Below are 19,969 nucleotides of genomic sequence, written 5' to 3'. Positions count from 1 at the left end.
GATGGCGCTGAACAAGGTGGCGGTCGATCGCCGCACCCTGTTGATCGGTGGTGGAGCGGGGATCGGGCTGGTGGTCGCCTATATGGCTTGGCCCCGGCGCGAAGGCAGCCCGCTTCGTCCCGCGCCGCGCGACGGCGTGTTCGGACCCTATCTGCGGATTTCCACCGACGACAAGATGACCCTGGCAGTCCCGCAAGCGGAAGTCGGACAGGGCATCTGGACCGGGCTTGCGCAAATTGCTGGCGACGAGCTGGGAGCCGCTTGGGACCGGATCGCGGTCGAGCCCGCGCCGCACGCCCCGGCCTACGTCAATCAATTGGTGGCGCGCGATGTCGGCGTCTCGACGCGAGTAACGGCGGGTGGGACATCGATCCGCGCGTTCGAGCAGCCGCTGCGCGAGGCGGCGGCGATCGCGCGTGAGATGTTGTGCATGGCGGCCGCGGCGCGATGGGGCGTGAACGCCGCCGAGTGCGACACGGCCGATGGAGCCGTCATTCACGAGGGCAAGAGGCTGCCGTTCGGGCAGGTGTCCGCCGACGCCGCCGGGCTTGCACCGCCGACGAGCGCGGCGCTTCGTCCGATCGGCAGCGGCAAGCTGTCGGGCCAGTCGCTCCCACGGCTCGACGTCGGGCCTAAATCCGACGGCAGCCTGCGCTTCGCCGGTGACGTGCGCTTGCCGAGGATGCTGTTCGCGTCCGCGCGGCTGGCACCGCCCGGCGGTCGCGTCGTCGGCTTCGGCGCCGACGAGGCGCGCAAGCAGGCGGGGTTGGTTCGACTGGTCGAGCGCGATGGCTGGATTGCGGCGGTGGCGCAAAGCTGGTGGGCGGCCGACCGTGCGCTCGATCGTGGGTCGGTACGATTTGCTGGCCCTGCCGGGGCGGACGGAGCCACGATCGACGCAAGGCTTGGCGAATTGCTGGAGACCGGCAGCGCGACGCGCGCGTTCGAACGCGGCGACTATTCGGCCGCTGTCGAAGGGTCGCGCCCGCTCGCCGCCACTTATTCGGTCGCGCCGCTGCCGCATCGCTCGCTCGAGGCGCCTTCGGTGGTGGCGCGTTTCACCGGTGATCGGCTGGAGATTTGGGCAGGGACCCAGGCGCCCGACCTCGTCCGGTCCGCCGCCGCGTCGGCAAGCGGGATCGGCGAGCGCGAAGTCACCGTCTATCCGTTGCCGATTGGCGACCCTTCGGGGCGCGGGGTCGAGGTGGAGGCGGTCGCCATCGCGGTGGACCTGGCGAAGGCAGTCGGACGGCCGGTTTGCCTGACACTCCCGCCCGACGTCGCACTGAATCACGACGCCGCGCGCCCGCCCCTCGCCGCGCGTGTCGCCGCGCTACCAGCGCCCGACGGAACAATCGCGGCATGGAGTGCGCGGCTGGTCGGCATGGCAGGACTGGAGGCGTCGCTCGCGCGCGGAGGGAATCAGCCGATCCCTCCCTACGCGCCGCGTAACGTCGCACCGCCTTATGGAATCCCGGCAGTTCGGATCGACGCCGTCGACGCAGGCTTACCCATCCGCACCGGCTATTGGCGCGGCGGCAGCGATGCGCTGACCACCTTCGTCACCGAAAGCTTCATTGACGAGATGGCGCGCGCGCTGGGTGCCGAGCCGCTCGCCTATCGCATCGGCATGCTTGGCGGGTCGCCGCGCCTTGCCCGCGCCATCACCACCGCGGCCGCGATCGGCGGGTGGGACGGCGGTGGGCGCGGAAGCAGCCTCGGCCTTGCCTGCGCATCGGTTCAGGGGAGCCACATCGGCCTGATGGTCGAGGCATCGATCGGCTCCGACCAACGCATCAGCGTGTCGCGGATGACCGCCGCGGTCGATGTCGGGCGGGCGATCAACCCGGCGCTCGTCCGTCAGCAGGTCGAGGGTGGCCTCCTTGCCGCGCTCGCCGCCGCGACCGTGCCTGCGCCCGACTTCGTCGCCGGGATGCCGCGCGCCACGCCGATGCGCGGACAGGGCTTCGAGCGGCTGTCGGCCGTGCCGAAGGTCGAGGTCGAAGTGATCGCCAGCCGCGACCCGCCGGGGGGAGTGAGCGGGCTCGGCATGGCAGCGCTCGCCCCTGCGGTCGCCAACGCCATCGCCGCCGCCACCGGAAGACGCTTGCGCCGGCTGCCGTTCGATCCGATGGCGTCTGCATGACCCCGCCCGACAACCATCCCGTCATTCCCGCGCCAAAAGTCGGCGTGCTGCTGCTCAACCTCGGCACCCCCGACGCGCCTGATGCGCCCGCGGTCCGTCGCTACCTCGCGCAGTTCCTGTCGGACCCGCGCGTGGTCGAAATTCCGCGGCTGGTGTGGAAGCCGATCCTGCACGGCATCATCCTGCGCACCCGGCCGAAGAAAAGCGCGCACGCCTATGCCCAGGTGTGGAGCGAGGAAGGATCGCCGCTCGCCGCCATCACCGCCCGACAGGCGAAGGCGCTGCAGCAGCAATTGGGCGAAACGGTACTGGTCGACTGGGCGATGCGGTACGGCAACCCCAGCGTCGCGAGCGCCGTCGAGCGCCTGTTCGCGGCGGGTGCAACGCGCATCCTCGCGGCGCCGCTCTATCCGCAATATTGCGCGGCAACGACCGCAAGCGCGCTCGATGCGACCTTTGCCGCGATTGCCGCCAAGCGGTGGCAGCCCGCGCTTCGAACGCTCCCGCCCTATCATGACGATCCGCTCTACATCGGCGCGTTGAAGGACGACCTCGAACGGCAATTGGCCGCGCTCGATTTCACGCCCGATCGGCTGCTGCTGTCGTTTCACGGCATGCCGCAGCGGACGCTGGAGCTTGGCGATCCCTATCATTGTCACTGCCGCAAGACCGCGCGTCTGCTGGGCGAGGCGATGGGGCGACCGGTCGATGTCGCCTTCCAGTCGCGCTTCGGCCGCGCCAAGTGGTTAGAGCCCGCAACCGACACGATGCTGAAGGCTTATCCGGTTGCCGGCGTGACCAAGGTCGCAATCGCCGCGCCGGGTTTTTCGGCCGACTGCCTGGAAACAATCGAGGAACTGGGCCTGCGCGGCCGCGACGACTTCATCGAAGCGGGCGGCACGCATTTCGCGCGGCTCGATTGCCTCAACGACGGCAAGGCGGGAATGGCGATGCTCGATACGATCGTTCGCCGCGAACTTGCCGGTTGGTGGCCGCAGCCTTAATCGAAAGCAATAAAACATAAATCAGGAGAGACTCATGGCGCGAGTAGCGGTCGTAACCGGCGGAACCCGAGGGATTGGCGAGGCGATCAGCATCGCGCTCAAGGACATGGGCATGGAGGTCGCGGCGACCTATGCCGGCAATGACGAGCGCGCGCGCGAATTCACCGACCGCACCGGGATCAAGGCCTACAAGTTCGACGTCGCCGACCATGAGGCCTGCATCGAAGGCGTTCAGAAGATCGAGGCCGACCTCGGGCCGGTCGACGTACTGGTCAACAACGCCGGCATCACCCGCGACACCACGATGAAGCGGATGGACCACCAGAAATGGCAGGACGTCATCGACACCAATCTTGGCGGCTGCTTCAACATGGCGAAGGCCGTGTTCGAAGGAATGCAGGCGCGCGGATACGGCCGCATCGTCAACATTGGGTCGATCAACGGGCAGGCCGGCCAATACGGCCAGGTCAACTATGCCGCCGCCAAGTCAGGCATCCACGGCTTCACCAAGGCGCTGGCTCAGGAAGGCGCGCGCAACGGCATTACCGTCAACGCCATCGCGCCGGGTTACATCGATACCGACATGGTTGCCGCGGTGCCGCAGGAAGTGCTCGGCAAGATCATCGCCAAGATCCCGGTCAATCGTCTGGGCAAGGCCGAGGAGATCGCGCGCGGCGTCGCCTTCCTGGTCGATGAGAATGCGGGCTTTGTCACCGGATCGACGCTGTCGATCAACGGCGGGCAGCACATGTATTGATGCAATGGGGTTCGCCCACGAAGCGGTCGGTGACCATCGCGGGCCATGAAACCTCGATCAGCCTAGAGCCCCTGTTCTGGCAATCGCTGGAGCAGGCGGCCGAGGCCGAACGGCTGCCGGTCAACGCGCTGATCGCGCGGATCGATGCCGAGCGGCTCCACACGCCAGGCGGGCCGCCCAACCTAACGTCCGCCATCCGCCAATGGCTATTCCTTCGTGCGCAGAGCCTTGGCGGCGCCGGCGATCGCGCGCCCGAATAAGGCCGCCGAGTCCGCCGACTGGTGGAGGAACAGCGCGGGCTCGATCAGCTCGATTTCCATGATCGCTAGACCGCCCTCGTTGGTTTCGATCATGTCCACGCGCGCATAAGTCGGAAGTTCTGGCGCCGCCGCGAGTGCCGATTGTGCCAGTTCGAGCGCGCCCGAAGGAGGCTCGGCGACACTGTCCTTTCCACCAAGGTGTGGCTGGACGCGGAAGTCGCCAGACTTGGGTCGCTTGACGATCGCGTGGCCAAGCTCGCCGGCAAACATCATCAGCGAATATTCGCCGGCCCGCTCGATCGCTTTCTGGAACGGCTGGATCAGCATCCGCTGTCCAAGCGCTGACGTGGGTAGGCTATCCCCCTGTCGAACCCGGTGCGTGCCAACCGCGCTGGCCGACACGGGCGGCTTGATTACCAGTTCGGAGCCGAAGGCGTCGTGCGCGGCCTCAATGTCGTCCTGGGACAGCGCCATGCATTCGCGCGTCGGAACGACCGAAATGCCCTTCGCGCCGAGCTCGGCAAGATACGCCTTGTCGGTGTTCCAGCGCAGCAGCCGCGCCGCGTTGATCATCGGCCAGCCCTCCGCCTCGGCGCGGTCGAGTAGAGCGTGCCACTCGGCGACGCGCTGGTCGTAGCCCCATGCCACCAGCGGGAGCACTGCGTCAGCGCCCGCGACATCGCCGGGATCGGTCCACGCGCGCGGTTCGACCACGAAGCCCGCCGCTTCGAGAGCACGCGCTTCGATGCCGTACGCCCAGTCCCACGGATCGGGATAATCCGCCGCAGGCGTCAGGACGATCGCACGCATTTCTAGCGCGACAGCAGGATCCGCGCCTGGCTGGCGATCTGCGCCAGCATCGGGGCACTGGCCGCGCCCGACAGCTTGGCGCGTTCGATCAGCTGGCGGAACTGCGCGATCCGCTTGGGATTGCGATCGACCCAGCGCTCGACGCTTTCATCGGGATCCTCGCCGCGCGCGCGGTTGAGGAAGTCGATTCGAAGCTGTTCGAAATCGCGCGACAGGTTGGCGGCCAGCAGCCGTTCCCACTGGTCGGTCGGCACGAACCGCGCGACCTGGCCCTGCGCCCAATCGATTCCGAGCACTTCGCCAAGCCGCGTGTAGGCGCGGGTGATGGCAAGCTCGTCGATGTTGCGCCGGGCGCCCATCGCCGCGATCCCGAACACGCCGTCGAGTTCGAACAGCTTGACCAGCGCATCGACGATCTTCGGATCGCCGGTCAGAGCTTCGAGCCGCGAACGGCGCGCCGTTGCCTCGCCGCGAACCTCGGCCTTGATCAGGCCCGCCGCCTTGGCGGCGACCTTTTCGAGGCCGGGGCTGAGCAGGTCGGCGACGGCCGCAACGCTGGTCTCGCCCGCCGCCGCGCGGATCACGTCGCTGAGGTGGTTGCGAACGCTCTTCGCGGCGAGCGCGAACAGGTCGATGCGGACCTTTTCCGAGATCGGCGCCGCCTCGATGCGCTCCCACAGCTTGGGAAGATCGAGCAGCCGTTCGGTGACGAGGAAGGCGGTGACCACCTGCGGCATGCCGACGCCTTCTTCCTCTGTCATGTCGAGCGCGACGCTCGGCCCGAGGCGATTGACGAGGCGATTAGCGACCTTGGTCGCGACGATCTGGTGCCGAAGACGGTGGGCCAGGATCGCCTCGCGATGCTTCTTGCGCATCGGCGCGGGGAAGGCCGCCATCAATTCGTCCTGCATGGTCGGATCGTCGGCGAGCTTGAGCTCTTCCGCCGCCGCCTGCAGCGTCAGCTTCGACATCGACAGCAGCACCGCCAGTTCGGGCCGGGTCAGCCCACGCCCGTCGATCCCGCGGCGAAGCAGTTCGTCGCTGCTTTCAAGGCCCTCGACCTTGCGATCGAGCCGGCCGCTCGCCTCGAGCATTTCGAGCGTGCGGACGAAGCCCGGCAGGCCCGCCGCGCCGCGCGCCTCGGCGATCGACAGCGCGAGCGTCTGGAGGCGATTATCCTCCAGCACCAGCTCGGCAACCTCGTCGGTCATGCTGGCAAGAAGCTTGTTGCGCTCTTCCTCGCCAAGCCGGCCTTCGCGCATCTCGCGGTTGAGCGGGATCTTGATGTTGACCTCATTATCCGAACAATCGACGCCCGCCGAATTGTCGATGAAGTCGGTGTTGATCCGCCCGCCATGCTCCGAAAATTCGATCCGCGCGGCCTGGTTGATCGCCAGATTCGCGCCTTCGCCGATGACCTTTGCACGCACGTCACGTGCGTCGACGCGGAGCGAGTCATTGGCGGGATCGCCCACCTGCGCGTTGGTCTGGTACGACGCCTTGATGTAGGTGCCGATGCCGCCAAACCAGAGCAGGTCGACCGGCGCCAGCAGGATCGCGGTGATCAGGCTGCCTGGATCAATGGTCGCTGCCTCGATGCCCAGCGCGGCCTGCGCTTCCTTGGTCAGTTCGATCGACTTCTGGCTACGCGGGACGATCATTGCCCCCTTCGACAGCGCCTTGCGGTCGTAATCGTCCCAGCTTGACCGCGGCAGGTTGAACATGCGCTCGCGCTCCGCCCAGCTGGTGGCGGGGTCGGGGTCGGGATCGATGAAGATGTGGCGGTGGTCGAACGCGGCGACCAGCTTGATCGACTTCGACAGCAACATGCCGTTGCCGAACACGTCACCCGACATGTCGCCGCAGCCCGCGACGCGGACGGGGTCCTTCTGAACGTCGACGCCCATTTCCAGGAAGTGGCGCTGGACCGAAATCCACGCGCCCTTGGCGGTGATGCCCATCGCCTTGTGGTCGTAGCCGTTCGATCCGCCGCTGGCGAAGGCATCGCCCAACCAGAAGCCGCGCTCCAGCGCGATCGCGTTGGCGACGTCGGAGAAGCTGGCGGTGCCCTTGTCGGCGGCGACGACGAAATAGGGATCGTCGCCGTCGTGGATGACGACCTTGTCGGGGTGGACGACCTTGTCCTCGACGATGTTGTCGGTGACCGACAGCAGCGAGCGGATGAAGATGCGATAGCTTTCGGTGCCTTCGGTCATCCACGCGTCGCGATCGACCGCCGGGTTGGGCAGTTGCTTGGCATAGAAGCCGCCCTTCGCCCCGGTCGGAACGATCACGGCATTCTTGACCATCTGCGCCTTCATCAGGCCGAGGATCTCGGTGCGGAAATCGTCGCGCCGGTCGGACCAGCGCAGGCCGCCACGCGCGATCGGGCCGCCGCGAAGATGGATGCCCTCGACGCGCGGACTGTAGACCCAGATTTCGCGATAAGGGACCGGCGCGGGCAGGCCAGGGACCTGCTTGCTGTCGATCTTGTAGGCGAGCGCCTCGGCCGCGGCCGGCGAGAATGCGTTGGTGCGGAGCGTCGCGCCGACGACCGCGCGCAGCAGGCGCAGGATACGATCGTCGTCGATCCCGCGAACGTCCTTCAGCGCATCGTCGAACGCATCGGCTGCGGCTTTAATCGCGGCCTCGCGTCCGCTCGACGCCGACGGATCGTGCGACGCGGTGAACAGGTCGATCAGCGCGGTCGTGGCCAGCGGCGCACGGCGCAGCGCTTCGACCACGGTCAGCAGGCCATAGGCGACGCCGGTCTGGCGTAGGTAGCGGAACCAGCTGCGCAGCCAGACGACGGCCTTCGGATGAAGTCCGGCGACGAGCACCAGCTGGTTGAATTCGTCGTCCTCGGCGCGCTTGCCGAGCACATTGGCAATCGCCTTTTCGACCATCGGCGCGCGCGCCAGGATGCCGTCGAGATCGCTGCAATTGGGCAGCTCGACGTGGAAATTGTGGATGTGGCCGATCGACTTGTCGAGCGTCGTCGGATTTTCCTCGAGCACCCGGAAGCCGAAATTCTCCAGCACCGGCACGGCTTCGGACAGCGGGATCAACGCCGAGGCGCGATAAGCTTTCAGGTGAAGCTCGCAGCCCTTGTCGCGCGCCGAGCGATAAAGGCGAACGCCGCGCTCGTCGCCGTCACCAAGGCCGGACAGGCGGAGGATATCCTCGGCCGCATCTTCCGCGGTGACGCGGGCGCGGTAGGCTTCGGGAATGGCGCCAAGATAGGTGAACGCCAACCGCGTCGCGCGGCCCGATCCCACCCGCTCGACCAGCGCGGATTCGACCGCAGGCGCCCAGCCGCGAACCATTTCGTCGAGGCGCGCATCGAGTGCGGCGACCGACGGCACGACCGTGTCGACCGAAGTCTTGAGCGTGTAGCGGAGCAGCGCCAGCTCGCCGTCGCCGAGTTCGACCGACCAATTCGACACCGGCGCGCCGGTCGCCTGTTCGAGCATGGCGAGGATCGCCTTGCGGCGCGCGGTCGTCAAATCGTCGCGCGGCAACCACACAAGCGAATAGAGATGCCGCCCGAGCGCGCCCGGAAGCAGCAGCAGGGTCGGGCGCGGTCGATCGGCGAGCGACATGGCCACGGTCGCGACCTGGCGCACTTCGTCCGGGGCGAAACTGATCAGCAGGTCGTGCGGCAGCGTCGAAATCGCGTGCGCGAGCGCCTTGCCGCCGTGGCTCGACGGCGCGAAACCCAATTGGCGATCGAGCGCGATCAGCCGGTCGCGGAGGATCGGCACTTCCTCGGCGGGCGCGCGAAGCGCGGCGCTGGTCCACAGGCCGGTATGGATCGACAGCGTTCCGTCCGAACGCTTTACGATGATCGCGTCGAGCGGGACGCGGCGATGCACCGGCGAAATGCGATCCGACTTGAGCAGGAGCAGGTTGCTTCCGTCACGCTCAAGCTGCGTCCGCGCTGCCTGGGCGATCGGTTCGTCCCACAGAGCCAGTTCGTCGCGAAGGATGCCGCGGCCTTCGCCGAATTCATTGTCGGCCTTGACCGAAGCGTGGCCAAGCAACGTGAAATTGTCGTCGGCCAGCCAGCGGATCAGCGCCGCCCCTTCGGCGTCCTCGGCCTCGATCGATGCTGCGTCCTCGACCATCGACGCGCGCATCGTGCGCCAGTCGGTCACCGCCGCGCGGACGTCGGCGAGCACGGCTTTCAGTTCGGCCACCAGTTCCTGCCGGCCACGCGCGTCGGCGCGGTCTAGCTCGAGGTAGATGATCGATTCAGACGCGCCCTCGCCCAGCTTCTCCAGGCCGCCGTCGGCACCGCGGGTCACCTTGATGATCGGGTGCAGAAGCTGGTGGATCGTCAAGCCGCGCGCCGCGATCGCGCCAGCGACACTGTCGACCAGGAACGGCATGTCGTCATTGACCAGGACCAGCCGCATCCGCCGTCGCCCGGCTTCGCCGCCGGTCGATTCGATCCGGACCACCAACTCACCGGGTTTGCGATCGGCGGCGACTTCGGCGGTGAAGCGCGCGGCCTCCGCCTGATCGTCGGCCCCGAAATGGTCGAGGTCTCCGGGAAGTGCGCTGCCGATGAGCGCCTGTTGCATCGAATGGGTGATCGCCGCGCCTTTGCGCGTGTTGGCCGTCATGATTCTACCGGGCTCCGGAATGTCTGGCGATGCGCGGGGGCCTAGTCCGGCCCGCCGCGTTAGGCAACAGCGCTCCGGGCGGGCGCGTCAGGAAGCGGCGCGGACGAGTGCCCGGTCGAGCAGCCCTTCGTCGGAGACGAGCCGGACAACTTCGTGAACCCCGGCGGCGTTGCGGCGAGTGAGGACCAGCGCAAATTCTTCGTTGGTGGGCAGGTCGGCGAGCGCGATGCCGGGCGACGCGCGCAGCGCGGTGCGGGCGGTCGCGGCCTTGTCGACCACCGGACGATCGGGCCGACGCGCCTTGCGCTCGGCGGCGACGAGGCCCTTCAGGCCGCCTTCGGCCGCGTCGAGGAACGCCTCGAAGCCTCCGAAGTCCACGCCTTCACGCTCGGCATTGCTGAGCGCGGCGGCAAATTCGGTCAGGCGGGTCTTGTCGTAGTCGATGCCGAAGACGAGCTTGACGATCGGCGTCATCGGCGCGCGGGCCTGAGCCTTCACGCCGGCATCGTCGAGGATCTCGGCATAGTCCTCGGGCACGCGGCGCGCGGCGACGGCGAAATCATAAGCCATGGCGAGCGCGCGGTAGAGCGCGGCGCGGCTGCGGCCGTCGGCCTGCTTGCAAACCTCGGCGCTCTCCCGCGCGGCCCACAGGCGATCGGCGAGGCCGGCGTCCGCGTCGAGCTCGATGGCGAGCTCTTCACCGTCGTCTTCCGACGGATCGGCATCGGCCAGCGGGCCGTCTTCCCACGACAGGTGCGGCACGGCCACCGGCGCTTCGGCGGTTTCGACGAGGTCGAGAACGTCTTCGTCTTCCTCCTCCTCGGCGACTTCCGGTTCAAGCGGCGGGAGCTCGGCACGAAGCGTCGTCGGGACTTCGGCGGCCTCGCCCGAATCCTTCCAGTTGATGACGCCGTAGATGAAATCGATCGTGTCGCCGTCCGAACTGAACGGCATCAGGATCCCGCGATAGAAGATCGAACGGCCGCGTTGGTTGACGAATTCCGCCTCGAACCCGATCGGCGCGCGGTTGGCGATGATCTGCAGATAATGGTCGGTCAGGCGCGACAGCAGCGAGCGGCTGGGCACGTCGTCGATCGTGCGAATGTCGTCGGCCAGGTCGCACTCGGTGCGGATCGCGGTGCCGATGTAGGGGGTCGCCGGGTTGGCGGTGCCCTCGGTGAAGTCCAGCAAGACCGAATGCGGCCCGAAGTCCTGGATGTCGCCGGGCTCCAGATCCTCGATCGAGGGATAGTCGCGGCCGTCGAGCAGCGAGCACCAGTAGTTATAGGCGCGGACATGCATGCGCCGCTCGTCGGAGCCGATCGCCGCGGCGACATCCTCCGGAGAGGCGGCGCTAAGCGTCGGCGCCTCATAGTCGCTCACATGATCCGAATAGCTGTCCACGCGCAAAATCCCAGCAAAGCCAAGTTCGCCATGAATGTGCCGATGAAGCGTTGCCAAAGCGTTAATCATGTTTCGAGCGCCCGTCCCAAGCGACCCTTGCCGCGCTGCGCGAGGGCGTGTAGGGCGCACCCCGCACGCCGCCAGGCGAGCCGCTTTAGCTCAGTTGGTAGAGCACCTCATTCGTAATGAGGGGGTCACAGGTTCGAGTCCTGTAAGCGGCACCATTTCCTTCAGCGACGATAAATTTGCCGCAGGATCGAGCCGAACAGCTTCGCGCCAGCATCTCGTTTCGCATGCATAATTATTGGAACTAAGGTTCCACGTTAGCATTGTCCATTCAAACGTAACTGCTTTTAAAGAGACGGAAAATGAACAAGCTAGCTCTCGCGCTGGCGGCGGGTTTTGTCGCCCTGTCCGCCCCGATGACTCCCGCGTTCGCCACCTTCGAGACCGAAGCGGCCAAGATGGCTGCGCTCGGCGCCGCCGAAACCGCCCGCATGGATATGCAGGACAAGTTCGGCAAAAAGGTCCTGAAGCCCGGACAGTATCTGTGGGCCGCCGACGCGCCGACGACCGGCGAGTCACGAGTAGTCGTCAGCCTGTCTGACCAGATGGCCTATCTGTATCGCGGTAACGAACTTGCGGCCGTGTCGACCATCTCGAGCGGGACCGACAAGAATCCGACCCCGACCGGCATCTTCCCGATCCTCGAGAAGAAGACGATGCATCGTAGCCGCAAGTACGACAATGCGCCGATGCCGTTCATGCAGCGCCTCGACAAGTGGGGCATCGCGCTTCACGCCGGTGCGCTCCCGGGGTATGCCGCAAGCCACGGCTGCATCCGCCTTCCCGCGAAGTTCGCGCAGAAGCTTTTCAGCACGACGGGCGTCGGCGACCACGTGATGATCGCTGCCTGATCGATCAGGCGAGGGCGTCAATCGCCCTCGCCAAGTCGATATCCCGGTCGGTCACACCGCCCGCGTCGTGGCTCGTCAGGCGAAAGTCCACGCGATTCCAGACGCTCGTGAATTCGGGATGATGGTCGACCTTTTCGGCGTGCATCGCCACCCGCGTCAGGAAGCCGAACGCCTCCGAAAAGTCGGGAAAGCGGAAGCTCTTCTTGATCGCAAGGCCGTCGTTGCTCTTGGACCATCCGTCGGGCGTGTTCATCATCGTTCTATAGGATGTTCTGAGCGCTGCTGCGAGACTGGTTCTCTTGAAAAGCCACCGCGCTCGGCGCAGAGGGGCGACAACAATTCAGGAGAGAAGTCATGGCCACTGCCGCCCCCTCGATCGACCTTGGACCGCTGGGCCTCGAGAACCCGATGGGCACTGACGGGTTCGAATTCGTCGAATATGCCGCCCCGGATCCCGAACTCCTTCGCTCGCTGTTCACCAAGATGGGCTTCCCGGCGGTCGCCAAGCACAAGCGCAAGAACGTCACGCTGCACCGCCAGAACGACATCAACTTCATCATCAATGCTGAACCCAACAGCTTCGCCGAACAGTTCGCCAGGGACCACGGCCCCTGCGCCTGCGCCATGGCGTTCAGGGTCAAGGACGCCAATGCCGCGCATCAGCGCGCGCTCGACCTGGGCGCGACCAACGTCGTCGGTGACGCTGCCGAGGGCGAATTCGACCTCAAGGCGATTGAAGGCATCGGCGGATCACGCCTCTATTTCGTCGATCGCTACGCCGACGCCGGCAGCATCTACGACATCGACTTCGACTTCTTCGACGATGCCGAGGCGATCGAGCGCGATCACGCCTCGCACCTGACCTACATCGATCACCTCACCCACAACGTGAATCGCGGCAACATGGCGCAGTGGGCCGGCTTCTATGAGAAGCTCTTCAACTTCCGTGAAATCCGTTACTTCGACATCGAGGGCAAGGTCACCGGCCTTTTCTCCAAGGCGATGACGAGCCCCTGCGGCAAGATCCGCATCCCGCTCAACGAGAGCCAGGACGACAAGAGCCAGATCGAGGAATTCCTGCGCGAATATAAGGGCGAAGGCATCCAGCACATCGCGCTCGGTTCCGACGACATCGTCAAGGCAGTCGACGTACTCGCCGCGCGCGGCATCCCGTTCCAGGCGACGCCCGATACCTATTACGAGTTGCTCGACATCCGCGTCCCGGAGCATGGCGAGCCGACCGCCGAACTCGAGAAGCGCGGCATCCTGCTCGACGGCGCGCCGACCGAGGGGCAAGGCCTGCTGCTGCAGATCTTCACCCAGAACGTGATCGGACCGATCTTCTTCGAAGTGATCCAGCGCAAGGGCAACGAAGGCTTCGGCGAGGGCAACTTCAAGGCGCTGTTTGAATCGATCGAGCTCGACCAGATCCGGCGCGGCGTGGTCGACGCCGAGTGAGATCGGCAACGTGAGTGACGCCTATATCTGCGACGCCGTCCGCACCCCGATCGGGCGCTACGGCGGCGCGCTCAGCTCGATCCGTGCCGACGACCTCGCCGCGCTGCCGATCGCGGCGCTGATCGCTCGCAACCCGTCGGTCGATTGGGCCGCGATTGACGACGTCATCCTCGGCTGCGCCAACCAGGCGGGCGAGGACAATCGCAACCTGGCGCGCATGGCGGGCCTGCTCGCCGGGCTTCCCGACAGTTCGGGCGGAGTCACGCTCAACCGCCTGTGCGGGTCGGGGCTCGACGCGGTCGCGATGGCTGCGCGGGCGATCCGCGGCGGCGACAATGACCTGATCATCGCGGGCGGCAGCGAGAGCATGAGCCGCGCGCCGTTCGTGATGGCCAAGGCAACCAGCGCGTTCGACCGCAATGCCGAGATGTACGACACCACCATCGGCTGGCGCTTCGTCAATCCGAAGATGCGCGACGCCTATGGCGACGACACGATGCCGAGCACTGCGGAGAATGTGGCAGACGAGTTCGGCGTCAGCCGCGAGGACCAGGATGCCTTTGCGCTGCGCAGCCAGGAAAAGACCGCCGCCGCGCAGGCCAGCGGCCGCCTTGCCGCCGAAATCGTACCCGTCGAAATCGCTCAGCGTAAGGGCGATCCGACAATCGTCGACAAGGACGAGCATCCCCGCCTGACCGGCCTCGACAAGCTTGCAGCGCTCAAACCAATCGTCCGCAAGAACGGGACCGTGACCGCCGGCAATGCCAGTGGCGTCAACGACGGCGCCGCCGCGATGATCGTCGCCAGCGAGGCCGCTGCCAAGCGCCACGGCCTGACTCCACGCGCGCGCATTCTCGGCGCCGCCGTTGCCGGCGTTCCGCCGCGGATCATGGGGATCGGCCCGGCGCCGGCGACCCAGAAGTTGCTCGCCCGCCTCGGCCTGACGCTCGACCAGATCGACGTGATCGAACTCAACGAAGCGTTCGCAGCGCAGGGGCTGGCGGTGCTTCGGCACCTCGGCCTCGCCGAGGACGATGCACGTGTGAATCCCAACGGCGGCGCGATCGCGCTGGGCCATCCGCTCGGCATGTCGGGCGCGAGGCTTGCGCAGACAGCGACCGAGGAGCTGCAGCGCAATGGCGGCCGCTACGCGCTCGCGACGATGTGCATCGGGGTCGGCCAAGGGATCGCGCTGGCGCTGGAGCGAGTCTGATCGTGGACGAGGCCGGGATCTGGACGGTGCTGGCCGACGTGCCCGACCCCGAGATTCCGGCGGTATCGGTGATCGACCTTGGCATCGTTCGGGGGATCGAGGGCGGCAAGGTCGTCATCACCCCGACCTACTCGGGCTGTCCCGCCACCCAGTTCATCGAACAGTCGATCCGCGAGGCGCTCGACGCCGCCGGCTATCGGTCGATCGGGATCGAAACGCGGTTGGCGCCTGCGTGGACGACCGACTGGATCAGCGACGAGGGCAAGGCCAAGCTAGCCGCCTACGGCATCGCCCCGCCCGACCTCGCCAAGACCGCGACCTGCCCGCAATGCGGATCGACCGACACCGAAGAAGTCAGCCGCTTCGGGTCGACGCCGTGCAAGGCGCAATGGCGCTGCCGCGACTGCCTGGAGCCGTTCGACCGCTTCAAGTGCCACTGATCATTTGGGGCAGAGCGCGGGGCGTTCCTTGCACAGGCGCTTGCGGACATCGCCCTTGTAATCGACCGCGCCGGCGCCGGCCATGGTCGAGATGATGATCTTGGGCATGGCCGCGCGCATCCGTTGCGACGCGCCGGTGCGCGCAAAGGCGGCAATCTCTCGCAAATCCTCGATCGAAAGATGCTCGGCATAGGCCCTGGCATCGGCGGCGATCAGCTTCTCGCGAGTTTCCGCGTAGACCGTCGCCGCGGTGGCGCGCAGCGCGGCCTTGTCGGCGTCGCTCCAGTCGGGATGTTCGGCGACCAGATCTTCGGTTTCCTTGGCCTGCATCGTGGGCAGGATCGACATCAGCATGCCCCGCTCGGCGACTTCCCGCCCCAGCCGCAACGCCTCGCCGCTCGGCTCCGCGACCATCGCCATCATTGCCAGAAACAGACTCATGATCGACCTCTCCTGCTACTTGCCCGTGGTCCTGATCTTCACAGAAACGGCCCGGGCGCGCCAAGCAATTTGCGCGCGCCGTCGTGAAACCCGTCAGCCGTTGGCGTCTTCAATCGGAACAACCGAAGTGGCGGCGCGCCCTGCGGCGCATCCAGCTGGAAATTGCCGCCTTCGAGCAAGTCCGCGATCCAGCCGAGGAACGCGCCGAGCGAAGGAGCGAGAACGACTTTCACGTCCTCGTCGCGACCATAGAGGATGACCTGACCGACACGCCCGCCCGGCCACGGATCGAAATCCAGACCAATGTGGTTGCCCGATCCGTCCACCGTCAGCGGAATCCAACGCGGATTGGCGTAAGCCGGATCGACCATGCCTGCCGGCCATGATGATGCCTGCACGATGTAGCGATTGCCCCCGAATTCCGCGGTCGTCTTGTTCCAAGCCGTCCAATCCGATGCCGCCTGACGCAGCGACACGATGGGCAGGCCGTAGATGTGGCCCCACCGATCATCGTCCTCGCCATCGTGCCACCGATAGAGTTGGCGATAGGACTTGGGCAGCGTCAGGCCGACCAGCCGCTCGAAGGCGTCGATCTGCGCATCGGTAGCGGGCGGGTTGAAGACGTATTGGGCGGGATCGAGGTGCGCCGCATACCAGGCGTCGAGCCGCGCAAGCACCGGCGCGATGTCTTCCTCGATCCGCGGCTTTGGCTGTCCGGCCGGACGAACGGGCGCCTCGCGGTCAGGCATCGGCTTGCCGGTCTTCATTTGGCGCATCGCGCATAAGGTCGGAAGCGCCCCGCCGACCGCGAGGGCGCCAAGGATCGCGCTTCCAATCAGCAATCGACGCCTGCTGCTGTCCATGCCCGCGTCCCGCTAGCCGCATTGCCCGCGATGGAGCAGCTTGTGATCGGCGAGCACCAGCGCGACCATCGCCTCGACCACCGGCGCTCCCCTGATTCCGACGCACGGGTCGTGGCGGCCCTTTCCGCCGATGCTCGACGTCGGCTTGAACGCGACGCGGATGACGATCGGATGGCCGGTCGCGATGCCGCCGTCGATGCCGCTCACCCGCATGCCTTCGCGGTTCGCGCTGCCGCGCAGGCGTGCCGCGGCAAAGCCTTCGCCGATTTCGACGCCCTTGACCGCGTTGATGCCCATGCACGCCGCGGCGAGGTCGGCGTCGAGCTTGCCATAGATCGGCGCGCCCCAGCCGGGCGTGACGCCTTCCGCGACGCACTCGACGATCGCGCCCAGACTGTCGCCGTCGGCGCGCGCGGCGTCGAGCAGCGCGTCCCATTTGCCAGCGCTCTCTTCGCCTCCGATTTCGACCACCCGCGCGGTGATGGTAACGTCCGGAATGATCAGCCGGGCGATCGCCCCGCCCGCGACCCGCATCGCGGTTTCGCGCGCCGACGCGCGTCCCCCGCCGCGCGGATCGCGGAGTCCATACTTGGCCAGATAGGCGGCATCGGCGTGACCCAGCCGGGGCGGCGCATCGACGGGGTAATCGGCAGGGCGAGCGTCGGTATTGGCGACCTGCATCGCGATCGAGGTGCCGGTGGTTTTGCCCTCATAAACACCTGACAGGATCGCCACCCGATCGGCTTCCTGACGCGGCGAAACCTGCGCCGAGGCGCCGGGCCGGCGGGCGTCGAGAAAGCGCTGCACCCATGCCTCGTCGAGCGCCAACCCCGGCGGGCAGCCATCGACGACGCAGCCGATCGCGGGGCCGTGGCTTTCGCCCCACGTCGTGAGGCGCAGCATCCGCCCGAAGCTGTTCACGCTCATGCCGCCTCCCCAATGTCGGCGCCGAGCCCGTTCATCACCTCGACAAAGTTTGGAAAGCTCGTCGCGATCATCTCCGCCCCATCGACCGCGATCGGTTGCTGCGACGCGAGGCCCAGCGTCAGAAATGCCATGGCGATGCGGTGATCGCCGTGCGTGACGACGTCCGCTCCGCCGCGAACCTGTCCGCGCCCGAAAATGCGCAGGGCGTCGCCATCCGGGATCGACACGACCCCCGCCGCCGCCAGCCCGGCGACGATCGCGCCGAGCCGGTCGCTTTCCTTGTGACGGAGTTCGCCCAGTCCCTCGATCATGCTTTCCCCGTCGGCCATCGCGCAGGCTACGGCAAGCGCGGGGATTTCATCGATCATCGACACGACTTCGGCGGCGCTGACGTCGCAGCCACGCAGGTCGGAATGCCGAACCTCGACATCGGCGACGACTTCTCCCGAGCGGATGGTTTCGTTCGACAGCCGGATGTCCGCGCCCATCCGCTCGAGCACTTCGTACAGCCCCGTGCGGTGCGGATTGACCAGCATGTCGCGAGCGGTCACCGCCGAGCCCGGCACGATCGCGGCCGCGACGAGCGGAAAGGCGGCGGAAGACGGGTCGCTCGCGATCGACAGAGCGCACGCGGCGAGGTCGCGCCGGTCTGCGAGCGTGACGACGCCATCGTCCACCAGAACATCGACGCCGAACTGGCCAAGCATGATTTCGCTATGATCGCGCGACACCAGCGGTTCGGTGACCCGCACGGGCGCGGTGGTGCCAAGGCCGGCGAGCAGGATCGCGGACTTCACCTGCGCCGACGCGGGGACGTTGGCAAAATCGATCCCGCCCAGCCGCGCGCCGTGGACCGGCAGCGCAAGGCGATCGTCGCCGTCGATTGTCGCCCCCATTCGGCGAAGCGGGGCGACGAGCCGGCGCATCGGCCGACGATTGAGCGATGTGTCGCCGGTAAAGGTCGCGGACACGCCGGGCATCCCCGCAACGGCCCCGATCAGCAGCCGCGCGGCGGTGCCGCTGTTGCCGCAATCGATCGGCGCGACCGGCGATCGCCACGCACCGCCTTCAACCCTCCACCGGCCGGGCCCATCGCGGTCGATCACGATGCCGAACGCCTCTAGCGCACGCACCGTCGCGAGCACGTCGTCGCTCTCGAGCAGTCCTTCGATGCGCGTGATCCCGCTTGCCATCGCGCCCAGGATCAGCGCGCGGTGCGAGCAGCTCTTGTCGCCGGGGATGGCCGCCTCGCCCACCAGCGACGCGCCCGGACGTGCAATCAGTCGTTCGGGCGAGCCAGGCGGATCCGTCATGACGAGGGTGGTAGCGCAGCCGCCGCAGCTTGCCAAAGCGCCGCCGCGACCGCCAAGGGACGGAATGAGCAGCGCCGCCCCCGAACGCTTCGATGCGATCATCCTTGGTGCCGGCGCGGCCGGGCTGATGGCTGCGCGCACCGCCGGACAGCGGGGACGGCGCGTGCTGCTGGTCGACCATGCCGATGCGCCGGGAAAGAAGATTCTGATTTCGGGCGGCGGGCGCTGCAACTTCACCAACATTAACGCGGCCCCCGACCGCTTTCTGTCGGCCAATCCGCACTTCGCGAAGTCGCCGCTGGCCCGCTACACCGCCGCCGACTTCCTCGAACTGGTCGAGCGCCACGGGATCGCGTGGCACGAAAAGACGCTCGGCCAGCTGTTCTGCGACGGCTCCGCGCGACAGATCGTCAACATGCTGTGGGACGGGTGTGCCGAGGCCGGGGTGACGCTGTCGCTCGGTCATCCTGCCACGGTCGAGCGAGAGGGCGACGGTTTCCGCGTCCGCTACGGCACAAGGAACGCAACCGCTCCGTCGCTCGTGCTGGCGACCGGCGGGCCGTCGATCCCGAAGATGGGCGCGACCGGCTACGCTTACGATCTCGCACGATCGTTGGGGTTGAAGATCGTCGAGCCGCGTCCCGCGCTGGTGCCGCTGACGCTGGCCGGTGAGGACCCGCTGTTCCGCGAACTGTCGGGAGTCGCGGCACCGGTCGTCGCGACCGCCGAGCGCGGTCCCGCCTTCCCCGAAGCCGCGCTGATCACCCATCGCGGTCTGTCGGGACCGGCAATCCTCCAGGTTTCGAGCTACTGGCGGCACGGCGAGACGATCTCGCTCGACTTCCTCGCCCACGCAAAACCCTGCCTGATGCGCGAGGCCAAGCGCTCCCAGCCGCGCGATACGCTGAAGCGACAGCTCGAGCGCCACCTTCCCGCCCGCCTTGCGGATGTGCTGGCCGAACGCATCGGGATTGCCGGCATGATCGGCGGCGCGCGCGATGCCGACCTCGAACGCGCGGAGGCAATGCTTCGCGATTGGCGCTTCCAGCCCAACGGAACCGAAGGGTTCGCCAAGGCCGAAGTCACCGTTGGGGGCATTTCGACGGCCGAACTGTCGTCAAAGACGATGGAAGCGCGTAAGGTGTCCGGACTCTACGTCATCGGCGAAGCGGTCGATGTCACCGGGTGGCTCGGCGGGTATAATTTCCAGTGGGCCTGGGCCAGCGGCGTGGCCGCCGGAGCGCACATCTAGCGCGTGAATCCACCGCCTTGGCGCGGCAGTGCAGCATTTTATTGTGCAAGTGCGAAATATGCTGCAACGGCTTTGATATTCGAGCGTTCACTGATTGGCGGACCATCCGTCTGCCGAGTTGACCGCCGCCGCCAGG

The 19,969-nt window shown here is 66.9% G+C and carries 17 protein-coding genes and 1 tRNA gene; 10 read left to right on the top strand and 8 right to left on the bottom strand.

Annotated features, from left to right (window positions below; genetic code table 11):
- Position 1: 1 nt before the first annotated feature.
- From SH584_RS08945 to SH584_RS08930, 4 genes are read left to right on the top strand one after another with little or no spacing between them, the layout of a single operon-like run.
- A complete protein-coding gene (locus SH584_RS08945; RefSeq protein ID WP_324806427.1) occupies positions 2–2,146 on the top strand; it encodes a molybdopterin cofactor-binding domain-containing protein in 2,145 nt (714 codons plus the stop codon).
- A complete protein-coding gene (gene hemH / locus SH584_RS08940) occupies positions 2,143–3,150 on the top strand; it encodes a ferrochelatase (protein ID WP_324806425.1) in 1,008 nt (335 codons plus the stop codon). The genes SH584_RS08945 and hemH overlap by 4 nt, the downstream gene beginning before the upstream one ends.
- Positions 3,151–3,184: 34 nt before the next feature.
- Positions 3,185–3,907: an acetoacetyl-CoA reductase gene (gene phbB, locus SH584_RS08935; RefSeq protein ID WP_322841561.1), complete on the top strand. Its 723-nt coding sequence runs from the start codon at positions 3,185–3,187 to the stop codon at positions 3,905–3,907.
- Positions 3,907–4,167: a ribbon-helix-helix domain-containing protein gene (locus SH584_RS08930; protein ID WP_322842330.1), complete on the top strand. Its 261-nt coding sequence runs from the start codon at positions 3,907–3,909 to the stop codon at positions 4,165–4,167. The genes phbB and SH584_RS08930 overlap by 1 nt, the downstream gene beginning before the upstream one ends.
- Here the strand turns inward: SH584_RS08930 and SH584_RS08925 are convergent.
- The 3 genes from SH584_RS08925 to SH584_RS08915 form a co-directional block, all read right to left on the bottom strand.
- The gene (locus tag SH584_RS08925; RefSeq protein ID WP_324806422.1) at positions 4,114–4,977 is read right to left on the bottom strand and encodes an ATP-grasp domain-containing protein; all 864 of its coding nucleotides are present in this window, start codon (positions 4,975–4,977) and stop codon (positions 4,114–4,116) included. The two genes, SH584_RS08930 and SH584_RS08925, sit on opposite strands and share 54 nt — an antisense overlap.
- Before the next feature lie 2 nt (positions 4,978–4,979).
- Positions 4,980–9,605 carry an NAD-glutamate dehydrogenase gene (locus SH584_RS08920; RefSeq protein ID WP_324806420.1) on the bottom strand — a complete coding sequence of 1,542 codons (4,626 nt, stop codon included), beginning with the start codon at positions 9,603–9,605 and terminating at the stop codon, positions 4,980–4,982.
- Positions 9,606–9,692: 87 nt separating this feature from the next.
- On the bottom strand, positions 9,693–11,009 hold the full coding sequence (locus SH584_RS08915; protein ID WP_324806418.1) for a PAS domain-containing protein: 1,317 nt from the start codon (positions 11,007–11,009) through the stop codon (positions 9,693–9,695).
- 148 nt (positions 11,010–11,157) lie between these two features.
- On the opposite strand from SH584_RS08915, the gene SH584_RS08910 reads away from it, so the two are divergent.
- Both SH584_RS08910 and SH584_RS08905 read left to right on the top strand, forming a co-directional pair.
- A tRNA-Thr gene (locus SH584_RS08910) sits at positions 11,158–11,233 on the top strand.
- Positions 11,234–11,377: 144 nt separating this feature from the next.
- Complete coding sequence (locus SH584_RS08905) at positions 11,378–11,926, top strand: L,D-transpeptidase family protein (protein ID WP_324806416.1); 549 nt, start codon at positions 11,378–11,380, stop codon at positions 11,924–11,926.
- A gap of 4 nt (positions 11,927–11,930) precedes the next feature.
- On the opposite strand, the gene SH584_RS08900 is transcribed toward SH584_RS08905, so the two are convergent.
- Positions 11,931–12,182, bottom strand: coding sequence for a 4a-hydroxytetrahydrobiopterin dehydratase (locus tag SH584_RS08900; protein ID WP_324806414.1), 252 nt, complete (start codon positions 12,180–12,182; stop codon positions 11,931–11,933).
- A 98-nt stretch (positions 12,183–12,280) separates the two neighbouring features.
- Between SH584_RS08900 and hppD the strand changes: the two genes are divergently transcribed.
- From hppD to paaD, 3 genes are read left to right on the top strand one after another with little or no spacing between them, the layout of a single operon-like run.
- Positions 12,281–13,384: a 4-hydroxyphenylpyruvate dioxygenase gene (gene hppD, locus SH584_RS08895; RefSeq protein ID WP_324806412.1), complete on the top strand. Its 1,104-nt coding sequence runs from the start codon at positions 12,281–12,283 to the stop codon at positions 13,382–13,384.
- Positions 13,385–13,394: 10 nt separating this feature from the next.
- Positions 13,395–14,597 (top strand): 3-oxoadipyl-CoA thiolase, encoded by a 1,203-nt coding sequence (gene pcaF / locus SH584_RS08890; protein WP_324806410.1) that lies wholly within the window; start codon positions 13,395–13,397, stop codon positions 14,595–14,597.
- 2 nt (positions 14,598–14,599) lie between these two features.
- Positions 14,600–15,037 (top strand): 1,2-phenylacetyl-CoA epoxidase subunit PaaD, encoded by a 438-nt coding sequence (gene paaD / locus SH584_RS08885; RefSeq protein ID WP_322841569.1) that lies wholly within the window; start codon positions 14,600–14,602, stop codon positions 15,035–15,037.
- Here paaD and SH584_RS08880 read toward each other — a convergent pair whose 3' ends face one another.
- From SH584_RS08880 to aroA, 4 genes are read right to left on the bottom strand one after another with little or no spacing between them, the layout of a single operon-like run.
- Complete coding sequence (locus tag SH584_RS08880; RefSeq protein WP_324806407.1) at positions 15,038–15,478, bottom strand: DUF2059 domain-containing protein; 441 nt, start codon at positions 15,476–15,478, stop codon at positions 15,038–15,040. It abuts the gene before it with no gap.
- A gap of 38 nt (positions 15,479–15,516) precedes the next feature.
- Entirely contained in the window at positions 15,517–16,341 is an 825-nt protein-coding gene (locus tag SH584_RS08875; RefSeq protein WP_324806404.1) for an SMI1/KNR4 family protein, read from the bottom strand.
- Between the two features lie 12 nt (positions 16,342–16,353).
- Entirely contained in the window at positions 16,354–17,268 is a 915-nt protein-coding gene (locus SH584_RS08870; RefSeq protein WP_324806402.1) for a chorismate synthase, read from the bottom strand.
- Entirely contained in the window at positions 17,265–18,581 is a 1,317-nt protein-coding gene (gene aroA, locus SH584_RS08865) for a 3-phosphoshikimate 1-carboxyvinyltransferase (RefSeq protein ID WP_324806400.1), read from the bottom strand. The genes SH584_RS08870 and aroA overlap by 4 nt, the downstream gene beginning before the upstream one ends.
- 64 nt (positions 18,582–18,645) lie before the next feature.
- Between aroA and SH584_RS08860 the strand changes: the two genes are divergently transcribed.
- Positions 18,646–19,833 carry a BaiN/RdsA family NAD(P)/FAD-dependent oxidoreductase gene (locus SH584_RS08860; RefSeq protein ID WP_324806398.1) on the top strand — a complete coding sequence of 396 codons (1,188 nt, stop codon included), beginning with the start codon at positions 18,646–18,648 and terminating at the stop codon, positions 19,831–19,833.
- The last annotated feature ends 136 nt before the right edge of the window (positions 19,834–19,969 follow it).

The organism is Sphingomonas sp. LY29 (assembly GCF_035593985.1).
Taxonomy (GTDB): Bacteria; Pseudomonadota; Alphaproteobacteria; order Sphingomonadales; family Sphingomonadaceae; genus Sphingomicrobium.
Note: the sequence above shows the minus strand (reverse complement) of the source record. Positions and strands in the feature narration are given on the sequence as shown.